The 22,272-nt window shown below is 69.7% G+C and carries 19 protein-coding genes and 1 pseudogene; 2 read left to right on the top strand and 18 right to left on the bottom strand.

The window, feature by feature from the left end:
• Positions 1–2 precede the first annotated feature (2 nt).
• Positions 3–2,138, top strand: coding sequence for a PhoX family protein (locus tag F9C41_RS20060; RefSeq protein WP_155388374.1), 2,136 nt, complete (start codon positions 3–5; stop codon positions 2,136–2,138).
• Positions 2,139–2,205: 67 nt separating this feature from the next.
• Complete coding sequence (locus F9C41_RS20055) at positions 2,206–2,589, top strand: VOC family protein (protein WP_155388373.1); 384 nt, start codon at positions 2,206–2,208, stop codon at positions 2,587–2,589.
• 71 nt (positions 2,590–2,660) lie between these two features.
• Here the strand turns inward: F9C41_RS20055 and F9C41_RS20050 are convergent, their stop codons facing one another.
• The 18 genes and pseudogenes from F9C41_RS20050 to F9C41_RS19965 form a co-directional block, all read right to left on the bottom strand.
• The gene (locus F9C41_RS20050) at positions 2,661–3,470 is read right to left on the bottom strand and encodes an IclR family transcriptional regulator (protein ID WP_407924710.1); all 810 of its coding nucleotides are present in this window, start codon (positions 3,468–3,470) and stop codon (positions 2,661–2,663) included.
• Between the two features lie 289 nt (positions 3,471–3,759).
• Positions 3,760–4,800, bottom strand: a complete 1,041-nt coding sequence (locus F9C41_RS20045; RefSeq protein WP_155388372.1) for a polyprenyl synthetase family protein — start codon at positions 4,798–4,800, stop codon at positions 3,760–3,762.
• A gap of 72 nt (positions 4,801–4,872) precedes the next feature.
• Positions 4,873–6,423, bottom strand: coding sequence for an NADH-quinone oxidoreductase subunit NuoN (gene nuoN / locus F9C41_RS20040; RefSeq protein WP_155388371.1), 1,551 nt, complete (start codon positions 6,421–6,423; stop codon positions 4,873–4,875).
• 2 nt (positions 6,424–6,425) lie between these two features.
• Entirely contained in the window at positions 6,426–7,967 is a 1,542-nt protein-coding gene (locus F9C41_RS20035; RefSeq protein ID WP_155388370.1) for an NADH-quinone oxidoreductase subunit M, read from the bottom strand.
• Positions 7,968–7,969: 2 nt separating this feature from the next.
• A complete protein-coding gene (nuoL, locus tag F9C41_RS20030) occupies positions 7,970–9,931 on the bottom strand; it encodes an NADH-quinone oxidoreductase subunit L (RefSeq protein ID WP_155388369.1) in 1,962 nt (653 codons plus the stop codon).
• Between the two features lie 7 nt (positions 9,932–9,938).
• A complete protein-coding gene (nuoK, locus tag F9C41_RS20025) occupies positions 9,939–10,238 on the bottom strand; it encodes an NADH-quinone oxidoreductase subunit NuoK (protein ID WP_120317851.1) in 300 nt (99 codons plus the stop codon).
• Between the two features lie 4 nt (positions 10,239–10,242).
• The gene (locus F9C41_RS20020; protein WP_155388368.1) at positions 10,243–11,031 is read right to left on the bottom strand and encodes an NADH-quinone oxidoreductase subunit J; all 789 of its coding nucleotides are present in this window, start codon (positions 11,029–11,031) and stop codon (positions 10,243–10,245) included.
• The gene (gene nuoI / locus F9C41_RS20015; protein ID WP_373311795.1) at positions 11,028–11,555 is read right to left on the bottom strand and encodes an NADH-quinone oxidoreductase subunit NuoI; all 528 of its coding nucleotides are present in this window, start codon (positions 11,553–11,555) and stop codon (positions 11,028–11,030) included. Before nuoI ends, F9C41_RS20020 begins: the two co-directional genes overlap by 4 nt.
• Before the next feature lie 10 nt (positions 11,556–11,565).
• Entirely contained in the window at positions 11,566–12,948 is a 1,383-nt protein-coding gene (gene nuoH / locus F9C41_RS20010; RefSeq protein WP_155388367.1) for an NADH-quinone oxidoreductase subunit NuoH, read from the bottom strand.
• Positions 12,945–15,416 carry an NADH-quinone oxidoreductase subunit G gene (locus F9C41_RS20005; RefSeq protein ID WP_155388366.1) on the bottom strand — a complete coding sequence of 824 codons (2,472 nt, stop codon included), beginning with the start codon at positions 15,414–15,416 and terminating at the stop codon, positions 12,945–12,947. The genes nuoH and F9C41_RS20005 overlap by 4 nt, the downstream gene beginning before the upstream one ends.
• Before the next feature lie 2 nt (positions 15,417–15,418).
• Positions 15,419–16,735 carry an NADH-quinone oxidoreductase subunit NuoF gene (nuoF, locus tag F9C41_RS20000; protein ID WP_155388365.1) on the bottom strand — a complete coding sequence of 439 codons (1,317 nt, stop codon included), beginning with the start codon at positions 16,733–16,735 and terminating at the stop codon, positions 15,419–15,421.
• A 26-nt stretch (positions 16,736–16,761) separates the two neighbouring features.
• A pseudogene (gene nuoE, locus F9C41_RS19995) lies at positions 16,762–17,433 on the bottom strand (NADH-quinone oxidoreductase subunit NuoE); the annotation flags it as partial.
• A gap of 17 nt (positions 17,434–17,450) precedes the next feature.
• Positions 17,451–18,776: an NADH-quinone oxidoreductase subunit D gene (locus F9C41_RS19990; protein ID WP_155388364.1), complete on the bottom strand. Its 1,326-nt coding sequence runs from the start codon at positions 18,774–18,776 to the stop codon at positions 17,451–17,453.
• Positions 18,777–18,831: 55 nt separating this feature from the next.
• Positions 18,832–19,470 carry an NADH-quinone oxidoreductase subunit C gene (locus F9C41_RS19985; RefSeq protein ID WP_407924709.1) on the bottom strand — a complete coding sequence of 213 codons (639 nt, stop codon included), beginning with the start codon at positions 19,468–19,470 and terminating at the stop codon, positions 18,832–18,834.
• On the bottom strand, positions 19,467–20,123 hold the full coding sequence (locus tag F9C41_RS19980; protein WP_120317843.1) for a NuoB/complex I 20 kDa subunit family protein: 657 nt from the start codon (positions 20,121–20,123) through the stop codon (positions 19,467–19,469). Before F9C41_RS19980 ends, F9C41_RS19985 begins: the two co-directional genes overlap by 4 nt.
• Position 20,124: 1 nt before the next feature.
• On the bottom strand, positions 20,125–20,493 hold the full coding sequence (locus F9C41_RS19975) for an NADH-quinone oxidoreductase subunit A (RefSeq protein WP_155388362.1): 369 nt from the start codon (positions 20,491–20,493) through the stop codon (positions 20,125–20,127).
• 79 nt (positions 20,494–20,572) lie between these two features.
• Positions 20,573–21,841, bottom strand: coding sequence for a geranylgeranyl reductase family protein (locus F9C41_RS19970; RefSeq protein WP_155388361.1), 1,269 nt, complete (start codon positions 21,839–21,841; stop codon positions 20,573–20,575).
• A gap of 187 nt (positions 21,842–22,028) precedes the next feature.
• Entirely contained in the window at positions 22,029–22,250 is a 222-nt protein-coding gene (locus F9C41_RS19965) for a hypothetical protein (protein WP_155388360.1), read from the bottom strand.
• Positions 22,251–22,272: the final 22 nt, after the last annotated feature.

Genomic DNA, 22,272 nt, shown 5'->3' with positions numbered 1-22,272 from the left:
CCATGAACGAATCCCGCCGCCGGCTCCCCCTGCTCGGCGGGGACGGCCACAGTGGAGGCAGCCGGTCGTCCATGACCTGCCTGTACCGCTGCGGCAACGCCTGCGACCACCCGGCCCCGAACACGTCGCCCAACGAGTACTTCGGCGACGTCGTGCAGGCCGAGGTCTCCCGGCGCGGCATGCTCAAGGCCGGCTCGGCCGGCGCCATCGCGCTCGGCTTCGCCGGTGCGGTGGCCGGCGCCACCGCGGCCACGCCGGCGTTCGCCGAGGGCGGCGAGGCGGGCGCGGCCGAGGAGTTCTCCGTGGACGCGCTGACCCGCACCGGGAAGCCGACCGCGCTGACCTTCTCGCCGATCCCCCCGAACACCCTGGACAACCTGGTGGTGCCCAACGGGTACGACCACAACGTGATCATCCGCTGGGGCGACGAGGTCGTCCCGGGCGCGGCCGACTTCAACCCGGCCAAGCAGACCGCGGCCACCCAGTCCAAGCAGTTCGGCTACAACAACGACTTCGTCGCGGTGCTGCCGCTCGGCCGCGGCGGCGACCGCGCCCTGCTGGTCTGCAACCACGAGTACACCAACGAAGAGCTGATGTTCCCCGGCTTCACCGGGCTCGACGCGCTCACCGCCGACCAGATCCAGGCCACCATCGCCGCGCACGGCATGTCGGTCGTCGAGCTGGAGCGGGTCGGGCGCACCGGGCAGTGGGTCGTGGTCGGCAAGGGGCGGCGGCCGTACAACCGGCGCATCACCGGCCTGTCCACGGTCTTCGCGATGACCGGTCCCGCGGCGGGTTCGGCACTGCTGAAGACCGCGGCCGACCCGAGCGGCCGCAAGGTCGTCGGCACGTTCAACAACTGTGCGGGCGGCGTCACCCCGTGGGGCACCGTGCTGTCCGGCGAGGAGAACTGGAACCAGTACTTCGTCGGCGGCGAGGGCGCGCCCGAGGCGAACAAGGCGTCGCTGAACCGCTACGGCGTCTCCACCACGGCCCGCTACCCCAGCGGTTCGCGCAAGTGGGACCGGGTCGACGCCCGGTTCGACCTGACCGCGACCCCGAACGAGATCCACCGCCACGGCTGGATCGTCGAGGTGGACCCGTTCGACCCGGGCTCGACCCCGCGCAAGCACACCGCGCTGGGCCGGTTCAAGCACGAGGGCGCGAACGTGATCGTGGCCGACAGCGGGCACGTCGTGGCCTACATGGGCGACGACGAGCGGCACGACTACATGTACAAGTTCGTGTCGCACAAGAAGTTCACCCGCGGCAACTCGTACTGGGCCCGCAAGCAGAACATGTCCCTGCTGGAGTCCGGCGACCTGTACGTGGCGCGGCTCGGCTACACCAGCGCCGCCGAGATCGACGGCACCGGCAAGCTGCCCAGCGACGGCGCGTTCAACGGCACCGGCGTCTGGATCCCGCTGGTCAAGGACAACAAGTCGATGGTGCCGGGCTGGACCGTCGAGCAGATCCTGGTGCACACCCGCCTCGCGGCCGACGTGGTCAACCCGACCAAGATGGACCGCCCCGAGGACGTCGAGCCGAACCCGGTCACCGGCAAGATCTACGCCGCGCTGACCAACAACACGGCCCGCGGCACCACCGGCGGCCGCAATGCGCCGGCCGACGAGGCCAACCCGCGCAACGGCAACAAGCACGGGCACATCTTCGAGATCACCGAGGACGGCGGCAACCACGCGGGCACCACCTTCACCTGGGCGGTCCCGATCGTCTGCGGCGACCCGGCGGACCCGTCGACCTACTTCATGGGATACGACAAGACCAAGGTCTCGCCGATCTCCTGCCCGGACAACCTGGCATTCGACGGCGCGGGCAACCTGTGGATCTCCACGGACGGCAACGCGCTGCTGTCCAACGACGGCCTCTTCGCGACCGCGCTGAGCGGCCCCGAGGCCGGGCACCTCAAGCAGTTCCTCACCGTGCCCCGCGGGGCCGAGGCCTGCGGCCCGTTCATCAGCGTGGACAACAAGACGGTGTTCGTCGCCCCGCAGCACCCGGGCGAGATCAGCGGCGCGTCCATGGAGAAGCCGGCCAGCACCTGGCCCGACGGCGACTACGCCAAGCCGGGCATCGTCGGCGTGTGGCGGCTCGACGGCCGCGCCGTCGGCAGCTGACCCACCGGCACCAGCGGCGTCTGCGGCCTCCGGGCCGCAGGCGCCGTTCCTGTCTAGGCTGGCCGGTATGACCGAGAACAAGCCCCGGCTGGAGCTGTCCGGCATCGTGCTGGACACACCCGATGCGCAGGCCCTGGCCGCCTTCTACGAGCGGCTGCTCGGCTGGTCGCGGGAGCAGGACGAACCCGACTGGGTCAAGCTGCGCGGGCCCGGCGGCGGGCCGGGCCTGTCGTTCCAGACCGAGGTGGCGTACGTCCGCCCGGTGTGGCCCGCCGGCCCCGGTGATCCGCAGATGATGGTCCACCTCGACATCGCCGTCGACGACCTGGCGAGTGCCGGGGCGCACGCGGTCGCCGCGGGGGCCACGCTCGCCGCCTTCCAGCCGCAGGAGGACGTCCGGGTCCACCTCGACCCCGACGGGCACCCCTTCTGTCTCTTCCTCGCCGACTGATCGGGCCGCGGGCAGCCGACGCCCGCCGCCTCCTGCCGTACGACTGGGCGAGCGACGGGTCGCCGGGTGGGTCAGGCCGCCGCCGCGCCGGGTGCGGCCGCCAGCGGAGCGTTGAGAGCCGATTGGAGCGCCCGGGCGGTGGCGTGCAGCCGCTCCCGGATCACCGGCGCCTGCTTCACGAGGTCGACCGCGGGCAGCGCGCAGGCCACCACGTAGCGCTGGCCGAGGTCGCCCGCGGTCTGCACGGAGACCGACGCGCAGGCCACGCCCTGCCGGAACTGCCCGATCTCGACCTGCATGCCGCGCCGCATGCCCGCCGCGATGTCGGCGTCGAGCGCGGTGTGCGAGCGCAGCGTGGCCTGGGTGAAGGCGCGCATGCCGTGTTCCTTGAGGTAGCGCTCGCGCTGCACCTGGTCGAGGGTGGCCAGCAGGTTCTTGCCCAGGGCGGTCGCGTGCGCGCCCTCGTCGAACCCGGGCACCAGGTCCTCGACGTGCGGCGAGCGGAAGCCCTCGGCCACCGCGGTGATCGCGATCCGGCCGTCGACGAAGCTGCCCAGGTAGTGGCTGTAGCCGATCTCGGCACTGGCCCGGCGCAGCACCGAGCCGACCTCGGCCGGCCCGCGCATCGCGCTGACCAGCTCCCGGAACCGGTCGGCCACCGCCAGCCCCAGCGTGTACGCCCCGTCGGCGCGGCGCATCACGTAACCCTGGTGGGCCAGGGTGCGCAGCATCCGGTACGCGGCGGCGATGGTGATGTCGCACCGGCGGGCGATCTGCTTGGGGGACAGCCCCGCGGGCGATTCGCCCACGACCTCCAGCACCCGCAGCGCCCGCGCGACGCTGCTGACCATGTCCGAGGGCGGAACCGCTGAATCTCGCACCGTCACCTCCATGCAGTCGCACCTACGATATGCAAATGCACGCCCGCCGTGAAGAGCCCCGACGTAACGAAATCCCTCGATCCATTTCAGACGGTCTCCACCCCCACCCGCCAGCGCATCAACACACCGCACCGCGACCGGCCCGCTCACCCGCCACCGCCCTCAACATAGACGTTGGCCTATCTGGGTGAAGAATCGATGATCAGACTCATCCAGATAGGCCAACGTCTATGCAAAACGGGGTGGGACCACGGGTGGCGCGGCGGTCACCGGGGCACCGCGGGGCAGGTCAGGCGATGCGGTCGGCGATGACGTCGCAGAGCGACTCGAGCGCGTCCCGGGCCGCGTTGCGGGGCAGTCCCTGCAGCTGCGCGCGGGCCTGCTCGGCGTAGCCGCGCACCGTCTCCCGGGCGCGCTTGAGCGCCACGCTGTCGCGCAGCAGCTCCAGCGCCTCGGCGTGCAGCGCGTCGTCGGTGACCGGGCCGTCGGCCAGGATCTGCCGCAGCCGCACCGCGGCCGGGTCGCTGTCGTCGGAGGCCAGCGCATACAGCACGGGCAGCGTGGGCACGCCCTCGCGCAGGTCGGTGCCGGGCGTCTTGCCCGAGTCCGTCGAGTCGCTGGAGATGTCGAGCAGGTCGTCGGAGAGCTGGAAGGCCAGCCCCAGCGTCTCGCAGTACGTGGTGAGCGCCGCGGTAGTCGTGGGTGACGCGCCGGAGAACATGCCGCCGAACGTGCCGCAGGTGGCCATCAGCGACGCGGTCTTGCCGTCGAGCACCTTGAGGTGGTGCTCGACCGGATCGGCGTCGCGCGGGCCCACGGTCTCGGCGATCTGGCCGTGCACCAGCTGGGCGAACGTCTGCGCCTGGATGCGCACCGCGTCGGGGCCGAGGCCCGCGGCGAGCTCGGCGGCCCGGGAGAAGAGGAAGTCGCCGACGAGGATGGCCAGCGAGTTGCCCCAGCGGGCGTTGGCGCTGGGGGTGCCGCGGCGCACGAGCGCCTCGTCCATGACGTCGTCGTGGTAGAGCGTGGCGACGTGGGTCAGCTCCAGCACCGCCGCCGCATCCACGAGTTCGGGCGCGTCGGGGTCGCCGAAGTGCGCGCAGACCGCGACCAGCATCGGCCGGAACCGCTTGCCTCCGGCCTCCAGCAGGTGCTTGGCGGCTTCGGTGACGAAGGGGTCCGCGGACTCGACGCACTCGCGCAGGCGGTCCTCCACCAACGCCAGGTGCGCCATCACCGAGGCCTCCAGGGCGGGGTCCTCGAACCGGACTCCGGTGCTCCGGGCAGTACGACCGTTCACGCTGCTCACCACGTCCTCACGATGCCACATGGCTGTCACATGATCGAAGCTCCCCCCATGTCCAAGGATCGGTCGTGGGGGGAGCTTCGGATTTACGACTACCTACCGGATGAAGTTGGACACGTTGGTCGTCAGGTCCAGCAGCGGGCTCGGCCAGACCCCCAGCACCAGCGTGACCAGCACGCCGATCATGAGGGCGGTCGAGGTCAGCGCACCCGGGATGGACACGCTCGGGGTGGTCTCGCCCGGCTCGTTCAGCCACATCAGCACCACGACCCGGATGTACGGGAAGGCCAGGATGATGCTGCTGAGCACGCCGAAGAGCACCAGCCAGGTCTGGCCGCCGGCGATACCGGCCCCGAACACCGCGAACTTCGCCACGAAACCGCTGGTGAGCGGGATGCCCGCGAAGGCCAGCAGCAGGAAGCTGAAGACACCGGCGAACAGCGGCGACCGCTTGCCCAGCCCCGCCCAGCGGGACAGGTGGGTGGCCTCCCCGTCGGCGTCGCGAACCAGCGTGAGCATGCCGAAGGCCGCGATCACGAGGAAGCCGTACGCCACGAGGTAGAACAGCATGCTGCTCAGGCCCTCCTTGCCGCCGCCGAGCAGACCGACCAGCAGGTAGCCGGCGTTGGCGATCGACGAGTAGGCCAGCAGCCGCTTGAGGTCGGTCTGGGTGACCGCCAGGATCGCGCCGACCAGCATGGTCAGCACCGCGATGACGCCGAGCACCGGCGTGAACTCCCAGCCGAGCCCGTCGAAGCCGACGTAGAGCACGCGGGCCAGGGCGCCGAAGGCGGCGACCTTGGTGCAGGCCGCCATGAACGCGGTGACCGCGGTCGGCGCACCCTGGTAGACATCCGGCGTCCACACGTGGAACGGCGCCGCGGCGGCCTTGAACAGCAGGCCGATCGACAGCATCGCCAGGCCGACGATGAGCAGCAGGACGTTGTTCGGCGAGTTGTTCACCGACGCGTGGATCGCCCGGAAGTCGACCGCGCCGGCGAAGCCGTACACCAGCGCCAGGCCGAACAGGAAGAACGCCGAGGCGTACGCGCCGAGCAGGAAGTACTTGAGCGCGGCTTCCTGCGACAGCAGCCGCTTGCGGCGGGCCAGCGCGCAGAGCAGGTACAGCGGGAGCGAGAAGACCTCCAGCGCCACGAACATGACCAGCAGGTCGTTCGCGGTCACGAAGAGCGTCATGCCGGCGATGGCGAACAGCGCCAGCGGGTAGACCTCGGTCGCTCCCGACTCCTTGGCCGCCTGCTTGCGGTCGAGTTCGGAGCCGACGGTGATCGCCGCCTGTGCCACGAACGGACCGCCGGTCTCCAGGGTCCGCTCACCGATCAGCAGCATCGACACGATGCCGAGGACGATGATCGCCCCCTGGAGGAAAAGACCCGCCTGGTCGATCGAGACCGCGGCGGCCGCCGTCTGCGCGTTCTCCGCGGTCACCTTGCCCGCCCGCAGCACCACCATGATCAGCGCGGCGATCAGCGCCAGCAGGCTCAGGACCAGCTGGACGGCGTTGCGCGCGCCCCGCGGCACGAAGGCCTCGACGAGCACCCCGGCGCAGGCCGCGGCGAAGAGGAGGAGCATCGGCGCCAGCGCCGGGTAGGCGAGCGCGGGCAGGTTGAGCACTAGTTCGCCCATGGTCACTTTCCTGCTTCCACAGTGGAGGTGGCGGGCGCCGGGTCGGCCCGCTCCGGGGTGACCACGTCAGTAAGCGTGGCCTGCACCGCCGGGTTGATCACGTCGAGCACCGGCTTGGGGTAGAAGCCCAGCACGATCAGCAGCACGATCAGGGGCGCCACCACGATGCCCTCGCGCAGCGACAGGTCGCGCTTCATCGGCGCGAGGTCGTGCAGCACGGGGTTGGTGTTGCCCTGGGTGGTGCGCTGGATCATCCACAGCACGTACGCCGCGGCGAGGATGATGCCGACCGTCGCGATGACCGCCACCGGCTTGTTCACCGTGAACGTCCCGATGAGCACCAGGAACTCGCTGACGAACGGGGCCAGGCCCGGCAGCGCCAGCGAGGCCATGCCCGCGATGAAGAAGACGCCCGCCAGCAGCGGCAGCAGCTTGCCCGCGCCGCCGAAGTCGGTCACCAGGGTGCTGCCGCGGCGCGCCACGAACATGCCCACGACCAGGAACAGCAGGCCGGTCGCGAGACCGTGGTTGACCATGTACAGCACCGCGCCGGAGCCGGCCTGGTAGGTGAAGGCGAAGATGCCGACGCCGATGAAGCCGAAGTGCGCGATCGAGGTGTAGCTGACCAGGCGCTTGAGGTCCTTCTGGCCGATCGCCACGAGCGCCGCGTAGATGATGCCGATCAGCGACAGCCCGATCGCCCACGGCGCGAACCAGCGCGACGCCTCCGGGAACAGCGGGAGGCAGTAGCGCAGGATGCCGAAGGTGCCGACCTTGTCCATCACGCCGACCAGCAGCGCGGCGGCGCCGGCCGGAGCCGCCCCACCTGCGTCGGGCAGCCAGGTGTGGAACGGGAAGAACGGCGCCTTGATGGCGAACGCGACGAAGAAGCCGAGGAACAGCCACCGCTGCACGGTGGTGGTGAACTCGACGTCGGTCAGCGTCTGCCAGTCGAAGGTGTGGCCGCCGTACACCCACATGCCGATGACCGCGGCCAGCATCAGCAGACCGCCGACCAGCGAGTAGAGGAAGAACTTCACCGCGGCGTACTGGCGCTGCTTGGCCGGCACGTCGGTGCCGAACGAGCCGATGATGAAGTACATCGGCACCAGCATGACCTCGAAGAAGAGGTAGAACAGCAGCACGTCGGCGGAGGTGAAGGTGCCGATCATGGTGCCTTCGAGCGCCAGCAGCAGGGCGAAGTACGCCGGGACGCTGCGCTTGCTCTTCTCCGCGTCGTGCCAGCTGGCAAGGATCACCAGCGGCACCAGCAGCACGATCAGCGCGATCATCACCAGCGCGATGCCGTCGACGGCGAAGCTGAACTTCGCGCCCCACGCCGGAATCCAGGTGTAGGACTCCTGCAGCTGCAGGCGCGGGCCGTTGGGCTTGTACGCGACCCACGCCGCGACGCCCACCGCCAGCACCACGATCGACCAGATCAGTGCCAGCCGCTTGGCCAGCTCCGGCTTGGCGCGCGGGACGAACGCGACCGTCAGCGCGCCGACCAGCGGCACGAGGGTCAGGAGTGACAGGTATTTCATCGTTATCCCATCCAGCCGAGCTGCACCGCGACGAAGGCGCCGAGCACCAGCACCCCGCCGAGAAGCATCGAGAGCGCGTACGACCGCACGAAGCCGGTCTGGAGTCGGCGCAGCCTGCCCGAGCCCCCGCCGACCAGCGCGGCGAGCCCGTTGACGAGTCCGTCCACGCCCTTGTTGTCGACGAAGACCAGCGCCCGGGTGAGCCACTTGCCCGGCTTCTCGAACACCGCCTCGTTGAAGGCGTCGGTGTAGAGGTTGTTGCGGGCGGCGGTGACCACCGGTCCGGCCGGCTGCGGCGCCAGCGCCGTGCCCTTGCGGAACAGCGCGTACGCCAGGCCCGCACCGGCCACCGTCAGCACCAGGCTGAGCACGGTGATGGTGAGGTGCCCCATCTTCGGGTGCTCCTCGGTCGGCGGGCCCAGCACGGGGGTGAGCCACTGCGCGACCGGGGTCGCCATGAGCATGCCGGCGAAGATCGAGCCGAGCGCCAGGAAGATGAGCGGGATCGTCATCACAGGCGGGGACTCGTGCGGGTGCTGGTCGACCGAGCCCTCCTTGGCGGTGGTCCACCGCTTCGGGCCGTGGAAGGTGAGGATGAACAGCCGGGTCATGTAGAACGCGGTGAGGCCAGCGCCGATCAGCGCCGCCAGGCCGTAGAGCCAGCCGGTCCAGCCGGGGCGCGCGAACGCGGCCACGATGATCGGCTCCTTGGTGAAGAAGCCGCTCAGCGGCGGGATGCCGATGATCGCCAGCCAGCCCATCATGAAGGTGAGCCAGGTGATCTTCATGTACTTCCACAGCGCGCCGAAGCGGCGGATGTCCACCTGGTCGTTCATGCCGTGCATGACCGAGCCCGCGCCGAGGAACATGTTGGCCTTGAAGAAGCCGTGCGCCAGCAGGTGGATGATGGCCAGCGCGTACGCGCCGCCGCCCAGCCCGACGCCGAGGAACATGTAGCCGATCTGCGACACGGTCGACCAGGCGAGCACGCGCTTGATGTCGTCCTTGGCCGAGCCGATGATGCAGCCCAGCAGCAGGGTGAGCGCGCCGACGCTGACCACGACCGTCTGCAGCGTCGTGTTCGCCGAGAAGATCGGGTTGGAGCGGGCGATCAGATAGACACCGGCGGTCACCATCGTCGCGGCGTGGATCAGGGCCGAGACCGGGGTCGGGCCCTCCATCGCGTCGGGCAACCACGCCTGCAGCGGGAACTGGCCGGACTTGCCGGTCGCGCCGAGCAGCAGCAGCAGGCCGAGCACGAGGATCGTCGTGGTCGGCATCAGGCCGGCGTTGCTGAACACCACGTCGTAGTTGACCGAGCCGAGTTGGGCGAACATCAGGAAGATGCCGAGCACCAGACCCGCGTCACCGATGCGGTTCATGATGAACGCCTTCTTGCCGGCGGTGGCCGCGGACGGACGGCCGTACCAGAAGGAGATCAGCAGGTAGGACGCGAGACCCACGCCTTCCCAGCCGAAGTAGAGCATCACGTAGTTGTTGCCGAGCACCAGCAGCAGCATCGCCGCGATGAACAGGTTGAAGTACCCGAAGAAGCGGCGGCGGCCCTCGTCGTGGGCCATGTAGCCGGTCGCGTACACGTGGATCAGGAAACCCACGCCCGTGATCAGCAGCACGAAGCAGGCGGTCAGCGGGTCGAACAGGAACCCGAAGTCGACCTGCAGGTTGCCGACCGGGATGAAGCTGTAGAGCTCCTGCTGCACCGCCCGGTTGGGCAGGTCGCGCAGCCCGAAGAACATGCCCGCGCCCAGCACGAAGGAGAACAGCACCGACGCGCAGCCGAGCCAGTGGCCCCACTTGTCGGCCCATCGGCCGGTCGTCAGCAGGATCAGCGCGCTGACCGCCGGGACGGCGATCAGCAGCCACATGTACGACAGCAGGCCCGTGGCGGGGGCGAAGACGACGGGCGCCTGTGCCGCGTCGGCCAGCATTAGAGTTGGTTCCATCTCCGCCTCAGTACTTCAGCAGGTTCGCGTCGTCGACGCTCGCCGAGCGTCGCGTGCGGAAGATCGACATGATGATGGCCAGACCGACGACGACCTCGGCTGCCGCGACCACCATCGAGAAGAACGCCATCACCTGACCGTCCAGCGTCCCGTTCATCCGGGCGAAGGTGACCAGGGCCAGGTTCGCGGCGTTGAGCATCAGCTCGACGCACATGAACAGCACGATGGCGTTGCGGCGAATCAGCACGCCGACGGCGCCGATGCTGAACAGCACAGCCGACAGCACGATGTAGTACATGGGGGTCATCGAGTCACTTCCCCTCGGTGTGCTTGTTGGCGATCTCCGCCGAGGTGAGCTCGCGCGTCGGCAGGATCGGCGAGATGCTCCGCTCGGCGGGGGTGCCGTCCGGCAGCTTCGCCGGGGTGGCCACCGAGGTGGAGTTCGCGAAGACACCCGGGCCGGGCTTGGGGCCGGGGTAGTTGCCCGGCTCGAAGCGCGCCCGCATCTGCGCGACCTGGCCGACCCGCTCGCCCTTGGCCCGCTCGCGGTGGGCCAGCAGCATCGCGCCGACCGCCGCGGTGATGAGCAGCGCGGAGGTGACCTCGAAGATCCAGATGTACTTGGTGAACAGCAGCGAGGCGATGCCCTGCACGTTGCCGTTGGCGTTGGCCAGGTCCAGGCCGGCCACCGGCATGTTCCGGGTGGCCTGGTGGACGCCGGTGCCGAGCAGGCCGGCCAGGCCCAGGCCCAGCAGCACCGCGACGACCTTCTGCCCGCGCAGGGTCTCGATCACCGAGTCCGACGCGTCGCGGCCGACCAGCATCAGCACGAACAGGAAGAGCATCATGATCGCGCCGGTGTAGACGATGATCTGCACCATCCCGATGAACGGGCCGCCCTGCACGATGAAGAAGACACCGAAGCTGAGCATGGTCAGTACCAGCCACAGCGCGGAGTGCACCGCGTTGCGCGCGATCACCATGCCCAGCGCGCCGATGACCGCGAGCGGAGCCAGCAGGAAGAAGGTCCACTTCTCCCCGCCGGACACCTGGCCCGCCGTCTCGGCCGCCGCGGCGAGCACCTGAGTCGAAAGGGTCATCGGGTCTCAGCTCCCGCCGACGTACCCGGGTTGGCCGGAGCCCCCAGGTAGTAGTCCTTCTCGGTGTCGCCAAGCCGCATCGGGTGCGGCGGCTGCTCCATGCCGGGCAGCAGCGGCGCGAGCAGCTGCTCCTTCGTGAAGATCAGGTCCTGCCGGTTGTCCCGGGCCAGCTCGTACTCGTTGCTCATGGTGAGCGAACGGGTCGGGCAGGCCTCGATGCACAGGCCGCAGAAGATGCACCGGGCGTAGTTGATCTGGTAGTTGGCCGCGTACCGCTCACCGGGCGAGAAGCGCTCGGTGTCGGTGTTGTCGCCGCCCTCGACGAAGATCGCGTCCGCCGGGCAGGCCCACGCGCACAGCTCGCAGCCGATGCACTTCTCCAGGCCGTCCGGGTAGCGGTTGAGGATGTGCCGGCCGTGGTAACGCGGGGCCGTCGGGTCCGGCTTCTCCGGGTAGTGCGTGGTGACGGTCTTCTTGAACATGTGAGAGAACGTCACGCCGAAGCCCTTGACGGCATCCGTCATCGAACCCACGTCACACCTCCTTGTATACGTCGTCGGTGGCGGGCACGGTCTCGCGCTCGGCGGTCAGCCGGTTGGCGCGAGGGCTCACCGGCACCTGCAGGTCGATCGGCGGCAGCGGGAAGCTGCCCTCGGGACGCCGGGCCACCTGCTCCTCGACGGGCAGGGCCGGCTCCTCCCTCTTCTGCGGCCACAGCAGGGCCAGCAGCAGGATCACGACCAGCGGCACAGCCACGAACCAGACCTTGGTCCAGCCGTCCATCTGCTGCTTCTGCATGGTCTTGATGAAGGCCAGGGCCAGGATCCACACCAGGTTGACCGGGATGAGGACCTTCCAGCCGAAGCGCATGAACTGGTCGTAGCGCAGCCGGGGCAGCGTGCCCCGCAGCCAGATGAAGACGAACAGCAGCAGCAGCACCTTGATGGTGAACCACAGCAGCGGCCACCAGCCCGAGTTGATGCCCGGCCAGAAGCTCTCGAACGAGGTCGGCGCGCGCCAGCCGCCCAGGAACAGGGTGGCGCACAGACCGGAGACGGTCACCATGTTGATGTACTCGGCCAGGAAGAACAGCGCGAACTTCAGCGACGAGTACTCGGTGTGGAAGCCGCCGACCAGCTCCGACTCGGCCTCGGGGAGGTCGAACGGGGCCCGGTTGGTCTCGCCGACCGCCGAGATCGCATAGATGACGAAGCTCGGCAGCAGCAGCAGGAAGAACCAGCTCGGCGCGGTGAACTCGAACCCGCCCAGGTTGACCGGCGCGCCCTGCGCCTGCGCGTTGACGATCTCCGAGGTGCTCATCGTGCCCGCGGTCATGAAGACGGCCACGAACGACAGGCCCATCGCGACCTCGTACGAGATCAGCTGAGCGCTGGAACGCAGGCCGCCGAGCAGCGGGTAGGTCGAGCCGGAGGCCCAGCCGCCCAGCACGATGCCGTAGATGCCCATGCCGGAGCAGGCCAGCACCAGCAGCACCGCCACCGAGATGTCGGTCAGCTGCAGCGGCGTGCGCGTGCCGAACATCGACACGAACGGGCCGAACGGCATGATCGAGAACGCGGTGAAGGCGCACACGGTCGAGATCACCGGCGCCAGGAAGAAGACCGCCTTGTCCGCCTTGAGCGGCATGATGTCTTCCTTGAACGCCAGCTTCAGACCGTCGGCCAGCGACTGCAGCAGACCGAAGGGACCGTGCCGGTTCGGGCCGGGACGCACCTGCATCCGGGCCACCACGCGGCGCTCGTACCAGATGGTGAACAGGGTCATCACCACGAGGAAGACGAAGACGCCGACCACCTTGATGAGGACGATCCACCACGGGTCATGCCCGAAGTCGACCAGCGTCGGATCACCGGTTGCCGGGTCCTCGGCCAGGAAACCGATGGGGGCGAGGATCATTTGCTTCCTCCGCTCACGGTCACGACCGCACCCGGGTTCGCGCCGAGCGTGCGGCGCAGCGTGGAACCCGGGGAGTTGGTCGGCACCCAGACAACGTCATCGGAGATCTCGGTGATCGCGGCCGGCAGGGTGATCGCACCCCGCGCGGTCCCGACGGTCACCGGGTCGCCGTCGGCGACACCCAGCGCGGTCGCGCGGGCCTTCGACAGGCGCACCACCGGCGGGCGCGCGGTGCCGGCCAGCACCTCGTCGCCGTCGGTGAGGCTGCCCAGGTCGATCAGCTGCGCCCAGCTGGCCAGGATCGCCTCGTTCTGCTTCAGCGCGGGCGCGGCCGCGCCCACCTCGGCCGGCGCGGCCGGGCGCTGCGCGCCGGTCGCCGGCAGGCTGCCCAGCTCGCGGCGCACCGCGAGCACGTCGCCGGTGCCCAGCGTGACGCCCAGGCGGGCGGCCAGCGCGTCGAGCACCCGGGCGTCGGTCAGCTTCGCGCCCGTGTTCGGGGTGTCCAGCGCCTGCTCGTAGGTGCGCAGGCGGCCCTCCCAGTTCACGTACGAGCCGGCCTTCTCGGCCGGCGCCGCCACCGGGAACACCACGTTCGCGCGCCGGGACACGGCGCTCATCCGCAGCTCCAGCGAGACCAGGAAGCCGACCTTGTCCAGCGCCTCCTCGGCAACCTTCGGGTCGCTCAGGTCGGCCGGGTCGACCCCCGCCACGACCAGCGCGCCCAGCTTGCCGGAGGCGGCCGCCGCCAGGATCGCGTCGGTGTCCCGGCCGGTCTGGCTCGGGATCACGCCCGCCGCGACGCCCCAGGCCGCCGACAGCTCGGCCCGCGCCGCCGCGTCGGCGACCGAACGGCCGCCCGGCAGCAGCGTGGGCAGGCAGCCCGCGTCTACCGCGCCGCGGTCACCCGCGCGCCGCGGCACCCAGGCCAGCTTCGCGCCGGTACGCGCGGCCAGGCTCGCCGCCGCGGAGAAGCCGCCGCGGACCGTGGCCAGGCGCTCGCCGACCAGCACGACCGTGCCCGGCTCGACGCCCTCCAGGTTGGACAGGACCGCCGGCTCCTGGCCGGGCACGCACCGGGCCAGCGTCGCGCCGGCCTTCTCCGCGCCGCGGGTCAGGAACGGGGCCACCGAGGTGACCTTGAGCTTGCCCTTGGCCGCCGCCTTGCGCAGGCGGAGCAGGATGATCGGGCTCTCCTCCTCCGGCTCGAAGCCGACCAGCACCACGTGCTTGGCCTGCTCCAGGTCGGTGTAGGTGACCGACTGCTCGCCGACGACCGACGAGGCCAGGAACTCGGCCTCCTCCGCCGACAGCGGGCGGGCCCGGAAGTCGATGTCGTTGCTGCCCAGCACGATGCGGCTGAACTTCGCGTACGCGTAGGCGTCCTCGACGGTCAGCCGGCCGCCGGTCAGCACGCCGACGCCGTACGCGCCGTCCCGCGCCGCCCGCAGTCCCTCGGCCGCGACGGTGATCGCCTCGGTCCAGGAGGCTTCACGCAGCTCGCCGCTCTCGGCGTCGCGCACCAGCGGGGTGGTGAGCCGGTCGAAGGCGGTGGCGTAGCGGAAGCCCCACCGGCCCTTGTCGCAGTTCCACTCCTCGTTGACCTGCGGGTCGTTGCCGGCCATGCGGCGCAGCACCTTGCCGCGGCGGTGGTCGGTGCGCATGTCGCAGCCCGATGCGCAGTGCTCGCACTTGCTCGGCGAGGAGACCAGGTCGAACGGCCGGGCGCGGAAGCGGTACTGCTCGCTGGTGAGCGCGCCGACCGGGCAGATCTGGATCGTGTTGCCGGAGAAGTACGAGTTGAACGGCACATCGCCGGACTCGGGGTCGTCCTGGTCGTAGGCCAGCTCGTCGATCGTGCCGTGCTCGTGCGAGTGGCCGAACGAGGCGTCGCGGTAGATGCCGATCTGCTCCGCCGACGACCGGTCCATCAGGTCGATGAACTTGTCACCCGCGATCTCGTCGGAGAACCGGGTGCAGCGCTGGCAGAGCACGCAGCGCTCACGGTCCAGCAGCACCTGCGAGGAGATGTTGATCGGCTTCTGGTACTCGCGCTTCTGCTCGTGGAAGCGCGACTCCGGCCGGCCGACCTGCATGGCCTGGTTCTGCAGCGGGCACTCGCCGCCCTTGTCGCACATGGGGCAGTCCAGCGGGTGGTTGATGAGCAGCAGCTCCATCACACCCTCCTGGGCCTTGCGGGCGACCTCGGAGGTGAGCTGCGTGCGCACCACCATGCCGTCGGCCACCGTCTGGGTGCACGAGGCGACCGGCTTGCGCTGGCCTTCCACGTCCACCAGGCACTGGCGGCAGGCGCCGGCCGGGGCCAGCAGCGGGTGGTCGCAGAACCGCGGGATGTCGATGCCCAGCCGCTCGGCGGTGCGGATGACCAGCTCGCCCTTGGGCGCGGTCACCTCGATGCCGTCGATGGACAGGGTGACGGTGTCGGTGTGCTTCTGTACTTCCTGGCTCATTGTCAGTGCGCTCCTGCCAGGGCGTGGGCGCTGAGCTTCGGCGCCTTGCGACCCTCGATGTAGTCCAGGTAGTCCTGCTTGAAGTACTGCAGGGAGGAGGTCACCGGGCTGGTCGCGCCGTCCCCGAGACCGCAGAAGGAGCGGCCCAGGATGTTGGCCGCGGTGTCCAGCAGGGTGTCCAGGTCCTCGAGCGTGCCCTCACCGGACAGGATGCGCCGGTAGACCCGCACCATCCAGTAGTTGCCCTCGCGGCACGGGGTGCACTTGCCGCACGACTCGTGGTGGTAGAACTCCAGCCACCGGTAGGTCGCGTAGACCGGGCAGTCCTGGTCGCTGAAGAGCTGGACGGCGGTCGTGCCGAGGATGGAACCGGCCGCCGCCACGGACTCGAAATCCATCGCGGTGTCGATGTGGTCGCCGGTCAGCAGCGGCGTCGACGAGCCGCCCGGAGTCCAGAACCGCAGCTGGTGGCCGTCCTGCATACCGCCGGCCAGCTCGATCAGCTCACGCAGCGTGATGCCCATCGAGCACTCGTACTGGCCCGGGTTCTTCACCCGGCCGGACAGCGAGTAGATCATCGGGCCGGACGACTTCTCCGTGCCCATCGTCTTCCACCAGGCGGCCCCGCCCAGCACGATGTACGGCACGCTGGCGATGGTGCCCACGTTGTTGACGACGGTGGGGCTGGCGTAGAGGCCGTGCGTCGCAGGGAACGGCGGGCGCAGCCGCGGCTGGCCGCGGAAGCCCTCCAGCGAGTCCAGCAGCGCCGTCTCCTCGCCGCAGATGTACGCGCCCGCGCCGGAGTGCACCACCAGGTCGAGGTCGTACCCGGTGCCCAGGATGTTCTTGCCGAGGTAGCCGGCCTTGTACGCCTCGGCCACCGCGTGGCGCAGCCGCCGCGCGGCGTGCACCGCCTCACCGCGGATGTAGATGTAGGCGCGGTTGGCGCGGATCGCGTACGAGGCGATGATGACGCCCTCGACCAGCGAGTGCGGGTCGTGGGCCATCAGCGGCAGGTCCTTGCAGGTGCCCGGCTCGCCCTCGTCGGCGTTGACGACCAGGTAGTGCGGCTTGCCGTCGTTCTGCGGGATGAAGCCCCACTTGAGCCCGGTCGGGAAGCCCGCGCCGCCGCGGCCGCGCAGGCCGGAGTCCTTGATCAGGGCGATCAGGTCGTCGGGGTGCACGGCCAGCGCCTTGCGCAGGGCGGCGTAGCCGTCCAGACGCTCGTAGACGTCGAGCCGCCAGGCGTCCGGGGAGAGCCAGCGCTTGGTGAGGACGGGGGTGAGCTTGGCCAGGGTGCCGGCACTAGGAGTGCTCACTTCGCCGCCTCCTTCGAGGGAGTCGGGATGGGCGTGTTGATGTCGAAACCGGCCGGGCTGATCCCGTGCTGCTGCGCCAGGCGCACGCCGCGCAGCGTCGAGTCGCCCGCCGGGCCGTCGGCGACCGCGCCCTCGCGCTCGTCGGCGAAGCCCGCCAGCTGCAATGCCGTCTCCTTCAACGAGCACAGCCGCGCGCCGCGGGTCGGCGCAGGACGCTGCCCGGACTTGAGCTTGCCGACCACGTCGAGCGCGCTCTCCGGGGTCACGTTGTCGAAGAAGTCGTAGTTGACGGTGAGCACCGGGCCGTAGTCGCACGCGGCGAGGCACTCGGCGTGCTCCAGCGTGATCTTGCCGTCCTCGGTGGTCTCGTCGTGCCCGACGCCGAGGGTCTCGGACAGCGTGTCGTAGACCTCCTGCCCGCCCAGCACGTTGCACAGGGTGTTGGTGCAGACGCTGACCAGGTACTCGCCGGTCGGGCGGCGCTTGTACATGGTGTAGAAGGTGGCGACCGCGCCGACCTGGGCCTTGGTCAGGTTGAGCTGCTCGGCGCAGAACGTGACACCGGCCGGGGACACGTACCCCTCGACCGACTGGACCAGGTGCAGCATCGGCAGCAGTGCCGAACGCTCCTTGCCCTCCGGGAAGCGCGCGACGATCTCACGCGCCAGCTCCCGGGTCTTCTCGTCGAACACGTCCACCGACTTCTGCGGCGCTGTCATCGGTCACACCCACCCATCACCGGGTCGAGGCTGGCCCCGCCCGCGATCACATCTGCCAGCAGGCCGCCCTCGGCCATGGCCGGGATTGCCTGCAGGTTCACGAAGCTCGGCTCCCGCATGTGCACCCGGAACGGCCGGGTGCCCCCATCCGAGATCACATGCGCGCCCAGCTCGCCGCGCGGGCCCTCGATCGGCACGTAAACCTGGCCGGCCGGGACCCGGAAGCCCTCGGTGACCAGCTTGAAGTGGTGGATCAGGGACTCCATGGACTGGCCCATGATGTGCGCGACGTGCTCCAGCGAGTTGCCCAGGCCGTCGTTGCCGAGCGCCAGTTGCGCGGGCCACGCGATCTTCCGGTCCTCGACCATGATCCGGCCGGGCTTGAGCCGGTCCAGCGCCTGCTCGACGAGCTTCAGCGACTCCCGCATCTCCGCCAGGCGCACCAGGTAGCGCGCGTACACGTCGCCCTCGGGCTGGGTCGGCACGTCGAAGTCGTAGGTCTCGTAACCGCAGTACGGCATGGTCTTGCGCAGGTCCCAGGCCAGGCCGGAGCTGCGCAGCACCGGGCCGGTGACGCCGAGCGCCACGCAGCCGGTCACGTCCAGCACCGCGACGCCCTGGGTGCGCGCCTTCCAGATCGGCTGGCCGGAGAGCAGGTCCTCGTACTCCTTGATGCGCTTGGGCATGAAGTCGAGGAACTCGCGGATCTTCACGATCGCCGTGTCCGGCACGTCCTGCGCGACGCCGCCCGGGCGCACGTAGGCCATGTTCATGCGCAGACCGGTGATCATCTCGAAGATGTCGAGGATGAACTCACGCTCGCGGAAGCCGTAGATCATCATCGACAGCGCGCCGAGTTCCATACCGGTCGTGGCCAGCCACACCAGGTGCGAGGAGATCCGGTTGAGCTCCATCATCAGCACGCGGATGGTGTTGGTGCGCTCGGTGATCTGGTCCTCGATGCCCAGCAGCTTCTCCACCGCGAGGCTGTACGCCGTCTCGTTGAAGATCGGGGCGAGGTAGTCCATCCGGGTCACGAACGTGGAGCCCTGCGTCCAGGTGCGGTACTCCATGTTCTTCTCGATGCCCGTGTGCAGGTAGCCGACGACGAGGCGGGCCTCGGTGACGGTCTCGCCCTCCATCTCCAGCACCAGGCGCAGCACGCCGTGCGTGGACGGGTGCTGGGGACCCATGTTGACGACGATGCGCTCGTCGTGCATCGGGTCGACGCCCGAGACGATGGAGTCCCAGTCGCCACCGGTGACCGTGAAGACCTTGCCCTCGGTCGTCTCGCGCTCCTGCGCGTATCCAGCGTTGCTCATCGGTGCCTCCTGAAGGTGGCGCTTGCGGTACTACGCTTCGCTTCGTTCCTCGCGCTCACCGGTACGCCCTCCGTGAGTCGGGCGGCGGGATCTCGGCGCCCTTGTACTCGACCGGCACGCCACCCAGCGGGTAGTCCTTGCGCTGCGGGAAACCGTCCCAGTCGTCCGGCATGAGGATGCGGGTCAGGTTCGGGTGGCCGTCGAAGACGATGCCGAACATGTCGTATGCCTCCCGCTCCTGCCAGTCCGCGGTCGGGTAGACCGAGGTGACGCTGGGCAGGTGCGGGTCGGCCGCGGTGACCGCGCACTCCAGGCGGATGCGGCGGCGGTAGGTCATCGAGGTGAGGTGGTACACCGCGTGCAGGCGGCGCTCCTCGGCGATGTAGTCCACGCCGGACACCGACGAGCACAGCTCGTAGCGCAGCGACAGGTCGTCGCGCAGGATCTGGCACACCTCGGCGATCTTCGCCGGGACGATGTGCAGGGTCAGCTCGCCGCGGTCGATGACGACGCGCTCGATCGCGTCGGAGAAGCCCGGGTAGGCCTCCTCCAGCGCGTCCACGACCTCGTCGTACCAGCCGCCGAGCGGCCGCTGCGCGTCCAGCTGCACCGGCCGCTTGCGGACCAGGCCGCCCATGCCGGAGGTGTCACCGGTGCCGGTGACCCCGAACAGTCCTTCACCCTGGGTGGTCACCGGTGGTTCCCCCGCTCCATCCACTTCGTGATCCGCAGCTGCTCCTCGCGGCCCTCGGCGACGGCCTGCTCCCACTCGGCGCGCAGCGCCTTGTTGTAGCGGTAGCTCGACGGCATCGCGCCCGGGGCGACCACGGGCTTGCCCTCGCGGGCCTCCTTGGCGGCCAGCATCTTGCGGCCGCCGGCGCCCAGCGGCTCGGCGAGGATCTTGTCGTGCAGCTTGAGGATCGCGTCGAGCAGCATCTCCGGCCGCGGCGGGCAGCCCGGCAGGTACATGTCGACGGGCACGATGTGGTCCACGCCCTGCACGATCGCGTAGTTGTTGAACATGCCGCCCGACGAGGCGCAGACGCCCATGGACAGCACCCACTTGGGGTCGGGCATCTGGTCGTAGATCTGGCGCAGCACCGGGGCCATCTTCTGGCTCACCCGGCCGGCCACGATCATCAGGTCGGCCTGGCGGGGCGACGCCCGGAAGACCTCCATGCCGAAGCGGCCCGAGTCGAATCGGGCCGCACCGGTGGCCATCATCTCGATCGCGCAGCAGGCCAGGCCGAAGGTGGCCGGCCAGAAGCTGGCCTTACGGGTCCAGTTGACGAGCCCCTGGACGGTGGTGAGCAGCACCCCGGAGGGGAGCTTCTCTTCGAGTCCCATGTCAGTCCCAATCCAGGCCACCGCGACGCCATACATAGGCGTACGCGATGAACACCGTGCCGATGAACAGAAGCATCTCGACGAAGACGAACCACCCCTGGAAGCTGTCGAAGGTGACAGCCCAGGGGTAGAGGAAGATGATCTCGATGTCGAAGACGATGAAGAGCATCGCGGTCAAGTAGAACTTGATCGGGAAGCGCCCGCCGCCGATCGGCTGCGGGGTCGGCTCGATGCCGCACTCGTAGGCGTCGAGCTTCGCCTTGTTGAAGCGGCGGGGTCCGATGAAGGGCGCGGCCGTGACCGAGAAAAGCCCGAAGGCCGCGGCCAGCGCGAAGAGCCCAACGATGGGCACGTACGCGGAGAGCGACACCTGCCTACGTCCTTTCTTCCCGGTTGATTAGTGTTTCGCCTGCTTGCAGCTCGGATTATGATCCTCGCCCCGCGGCCCGCTACACCGCGGGTGCCACGCGGGACATGGCATTGATGATCCGGTCCATGGAGTCGCCGCCCCGCGGATCGGTGAGGTTGGCCAGCAACTTGAGCACGAACCGCATGAGCGTGGGATGCGGCATGCCGTGCTTCGTGGCCACCTTCATGATCTGCGGATTGCCGATCAGCTTCACGAAGATCCCGCCGATTCGGTAGTAACCGCCGAACCGGCGCTTGAGCTCGCTCGCGTATGCCGCCAGCGCCAGCTCCCGGGCCGGGCCCGCCGGGCGCGCCAGGGCCTGGATCAGGACCTCGGCGGCCAGCTGGCCGGACTCCATCGCGTACGCGATGCCCTCGCCGTTGAAGGGGTTGACCATCCCGCCCGAGTCGCCCACCAGCATCATGCCCCGCGTGTAGTGGGGCGTGCGGTTGAACCCCATCGGCAGGGCCGCGCCGAGGATCTTGCCGTCGGCGTTGGCCTCGTTCAGGCCCCACTCCTCGGGCGTGCTGCCGATCCAGTCGGTGAGCATGTTCCGGTAGTTCGTCGCCTGGTAGGCCTTGGAGGAGTTCAGCACACCCAGGCCCACGTTCACCCGGCCGTCGCCGAGCCCGAAGATCCAGCCGTAGCCGGGCAGCTGCGCGGCGCCGGCCTCGCGGCTGCGCAGTTCGAGCCAGGACTCCAGGTAGTCGTCGTTCGCCTTGGCCGGGCAGTGGTAGTAGCGGCGCACCGCGACGCCCATCGGACGGTCCTCGCGCTTGGCCATGCCCAGCGCGAGCGCGAACCGGCCGGACACGCCGTCGGCGGCCACCACCAGGTGCGAGCGCAGCGTCTTGTCGCCCTCGGGCGTGCGCACCTCGACGCCGACCACGCGGCCGTCGGTGTCGAGCACCGGGCCGGTGACGTTGTGGCCGGTGCGCAGGTCGGCGCCCGCGGCGACGGCCCGCTGGGCGAGCATGTCGTCGAAGTCCAGGCGCGTGCGCACCAGGCCGAAGTCGGGAAAGCTCGCCAGGTCGGGCCAGTCCAGCTCCAGCCGGACGCCGCCGCCGATGACACGCAGGCCCTTGTTGTGCAGCCAGCCGGCCTCGGGGCTCACGTCGACGCCCATGTCGATCAGCTGCTTGACCGCGCGGGGGGTCAGTCCGTCGCCGCAGACCTTCTCCCGCGGGAACTCGGTCTTCTCCAGCAGCAGCACCTTCGCACCATGCTTGGCAAGGTGATAGGCGGCGGCGGAGCCACCGGGACCGGCTCCAACGACGATCACATCCGCATCGACATCGGTCGGTGTCATGCTCACCTCCACCTCGGCCTTAACGCTCGTTCGGGGCTCGTGAAAGTCTTCACAAGCAAGTCCGGCGAGCAGTCTAGAACTGCGTCAAGGACCCGTAGTGGTTAGGTGAACCTAACTGCACATTCGGCCCGGCCGCGCTCCCAGAGCGCGCGCAGGACCTAGGCGAGCCGGACCGACCGCGGCCGCGTCAGGGCGGGCCGGGCTGGGGGTCGGGGGTCGGGTCAGGGACCCGGTCGGGATCCGGTTCCGGGGGCACACCGGGATCCGGGGCGGGCGGCGGCACGGGATGCGTCGCCCGGCGGGCGGCCGACCTGCGCCGGGCCGCCTCCTCCAGCTCGGCGACGCGCACCGGCGGCTCGCCGTAACCGCCGCCGAGGACGCCGATGACCGCGCTCTCGTCGTACCGCATGGTTCGATCCTGCGGCGGCGGG

Origin of the sequence: Catellatospora paridis (assembly GCF_009720365.1) — a bacterium.
In the GTDB taxonomy this organism is placed as follows: Bacteria; Actinomycetota; Actinomycetes; order Mycobacteriales; family Micromonosporaceae; genus Catellatospora; species Catellatospora paridis.
This window is presented reverse-complemented; position numbering and strand designations above follow the sequence as displayed.

Bases quoted from the DNA above. Each gene is read 5' to 3' on its own strand.
- nuoN (WP_155388371.1), bottom strand. From the start codon at position 6,423: ATGGGCGAACTAGTGCTCAACCTGCCCGCGCTCGCCTACCCGGCGCTG.
- F9C41_RS20060 (WP_155388374.1), top strand. From the start codon at position 3: ATGAACGAATCCCGCCGCCGGCTCCCCCTGCTCGGCGGGGACGGCCAC.
- F9C41_RS19980 (WP_120317843.1), bottom strand. From the start codon at position 20,123: ATGGGACTCGAAGAGAAGCTCCCCTCCGGGGTGCTGCTCACCACCGTC.
- F9C41_RS19990 (WP_155388364.1), bottom strand. From the start codon at position 18,776: ATGAGCAACGCTGGATACGCGCAGGAGCGCGAGACGACCGAGGGCAAG.
- nuoH (WP_155388367.1), bottom strand. From the start codon at position 12,948: ATGATCCTCGCCCCCATCGGTTTCCTGGCCGAGGACCCGGCAACCGGT.
- F9C41_RS20035 (WP_155388370.1), bottom strand. From the start codon at position 7,967: ATGAAATACCTGTCACTCCTGACCCTCGTGCCGCTGGTCGGCGCGCTG.
- F9C41_RS19970 (WP_155388361.1), bottom strand. From the start codon at position 21,841: ATGACACCGACCGATGTCGATGCGGATGTGATCGTCGTTGGAGCCGGT.
- nuoK (WP_120317851.1), bottom strand. From the start codon at position 10,238: ATGACCCCCATGTACTACATCGTGCTGTCGGCTGTGCTGTTCAGCATC.
- F9C41_RS20045 (WP_155388372.1), bottom strand. From the start codon at position 4,800: ATGTGGCATCGTGAGGACGTGGTGAGCAGCGTGAACGGTCGTACTGCC.
- nuoI (WP_373311795.1), bottom strand. From the start codon at position 11,555: ATGACGGATGCCGTCAAGGGCTTCGGCGTGACGTTCTCTCACATGTTC.
- nuoL (WP_155388369.1), bottom strand. From the start codon at position 9,931: ATGGAACCAACTCTAATGCTGGCCGACGCGGCACAGGCGCCCGTCGTC.
- F9C41_RS19965 (WP_155388360.1), bottom strand. From the start codon at position 22,250: ATGCGGTACGACGAGAGCGCGGTCATCGGCGTCCTCGGCGGCGGTTAC.
- F9C41_RS20055 (WP_155388373.1), top strand. From the start codon at position 2,206: ATGACCGAGAACAAGCCCCGGCTGGAGCTGTCCGGCATCGTGCTGGAC.
- F9C41_RS20020 (WP_155388368.1), bottom strand. From the start codon at position 11,031: ATGACCCTTTCGACTCAGGTGCTCGCCGCGGCGGCCGAGACGGCGGGC.
- F9C41_RS20005 (WP_155388366.1), bottom strand. From the start codon at position 15,416: ATGAGCCAGGAAGTACAGAAGCACACCGACACCGTCACCCTGTCCATC.